Annotated in this window: 12 tRNA genes; all 12 read right to left on the minus strand. The window is 51.6% G+C overall.

The features are described 5' to 3' along the window. Positions 1 to 13 precede the first annotated feature (13 nt). The 12 genes from GC102_RS17445 to GC102_RS17500 all read right to left on the minus strand — a co-directional run bounded on the left by GC102_RS17445 (position 14) and on the right by GC102_RS17500 (position 1,336). A tRNA-Tyr gene (locus tag GC102_RS17445) sits at positions 14 to 95 on the minus strand. A 79-nt stretch (positions 96 to 174) separates the two neighbouring features. Then, a tRNA-Thr gene (locus tag GC102_RS17450) sits at positions 175 to 250 on the minus strand. Between the two features lie 18 nt (positions 251 to 268). Then, positions 269 to 345, minus strand: a tRNA-Asp gene (locus tag GC102_RS17455). Positions 346 to 376: 31 nt separating this feature from the next. Then, positions 377 to 453, minus strand: a tRNA-Met gene (locus GC102_RS17460). A gap of 83 nt (positions 454 to 536) precedes the next feature. Continuing rightward, positions 537 to 612, minus strand: a tRNA-Val gene (locus GC102_RS17465). 23 nt (positions 613 to 635) lie between these two features. Beyond that, positions 636 to 710, minus strand: a tRNA-Glu gene (locus GC102_RS17470). Between the two features lie 21 nt (positions 711 to 731). After that, positions 732 to 820 (minus strand) — tRNA-Ser (locus GC102_RS17475). Between the two features lie 11 nt (positions 821 to 831). After that, positions 832 to 905, minus strand: a tRNA-Met gene (locus GC102_RS17480). Positions 906 to 932: 27 nt separating this feature from the next. Then, positions 933 to 1,020: transfer RNA gene (locus tag GC102_RS17485), tRNA-Ser, on the minus strand. 71 nt (positions 1,021 to 1,091) lie between these two features. Continuing rightward, positions 1,092 to 1,164 (minus strand) — tRNA-Asn (locus GC102_RS17490). A 3-nt stretch (positions 1,165 to 1,167) separates the two neighbouring features. Next, positions 1,168 to 1,243, minus strand: a tRNA-Ala gene (locus GC102_RS17495). A gap of 16 nt (positions 1,244 to 1,259) precedes the next feature. Continuing rightward, positions 1,260 to 1,336, minus strand: a tRNA-Ile gene (locus GC102_RS17500). Positions 1,337 to 1,387 lie beyond the last annotated feature (51 nt).

Raw genomic sequence — 1,387 nt, forward strand, 5'->3', positions numbered from 1 at the left:
CGTAGTTTGGAAATGGAGGCTGATGGATTCGAACCACCGAACTCGAAGAGAGCAGATTTACAGTCTGCCGTGTTTAGCCACTTCACTAAGCCTCCACATAATAAAGCCTTACCAAGCCCCGAAAAAGTAATTGGCGTTACGCTACAAAGCATTGCTTCACTTTTTTGGGAATTATGGTGCCGTCGAGAGGACTTGAACCCCCAACCTACTGATTACAAGTCAGTTGCTCTACCAGTTGAGCTACAACGGCATATTCATTTTGAAAAAATGGCGGAGCTGACGGGATTCGAACCCGCGGTCTCCTGCGTGACAGGCAGGCATGTTAGGCCACTACACCACAGCTCCGCATTGTGTAAAACAACTCTCAAAAAGAGTTTGGTTGCGGGGGCAGGATTTGAACCTGCGGCCTTCGGGTTATGAGCCCGACGAGCTACCGGGCTGCTCCACCCCGCGACATTGAACGCATAATTTCATTATGGGCCCCGAAAAAGTAATCGGCGTTGCTACAAAGCTTCACTTCACTTTTTTGGGCAGTATGGTGGAGGCTGACGGGATCGAACCGCCGACCCTCTGCTTGTAAGGCAGATGCTCTCCCAGCTGAGCTAAGCCTCCATGGGATCCAACTAGAAGATTGATGGTGACCCGTAGGGGACTCGAACCCCTGTTACCTCCGTGAAAGGGAGGTGTCTTAACCACTTGACCAACGGGCCAAACTCAAAAAAATTTACCGACGGAGAGAGAGGGATTCGAACCCTCGCACCACTTACGCAGTCTAACCCCTTAGCAGAGGGTCCCCTTATAGCCACTTGGGTATCTCTCCAATTTATCTAGTAGCGGCAGAGGGGCTCGAACCCCCGACCTTACGGGTATGAACCGTACGCTCTAGCCAGCTGAGCTACGCCGCCATACTGTCTTTCCTTTATATAAAGAAACGGAGAAGGAGGGATTCGAACCCTCGAGACGCTTGTGACGCCTACACGATTTCCAATCGTGCTCCTTCGGCCGCTCGGACACTTCTCCAAGTATTTAAGGGTCCCCAAAAAGTAATCGGCAAACTCATCGGAGCATCTCTTCACTTTTTGGGGTTTAGACTCCCCGAACAGGACTCGAACCTGTGACAACTCGATTAACAGTCGAGTGCTCTACCAACTGAGCTATCAGGGAATATGGTGGAGCCAAGCGGGATCGAACCGCTGACCTCCTGCTTGCAAGGCAGGCGCTCTCCCAGCTGAGCTATGGCCCCATAAACGTAATTGTATTGGTGGGCCCTAGTGGACTCGAACCACCGACCTCACCCTTATCAGGGGTGCGCTCTAACCAGCTGAGCTAAGGGCCCTAATGTGTAAACAGTTTACGGGGTGGCAAAAAAAATACCCACTAGGGGTAT

Source organism: Paenibacillus germinis (assembly GCF_013141785.1).
Taxonomy (GTDB): Bacteria; Bacillota; Bacilli; order Paenibacillales; family NBRC-103111; genus Paenibacillus_E; species Paenibacillus_E phytorum.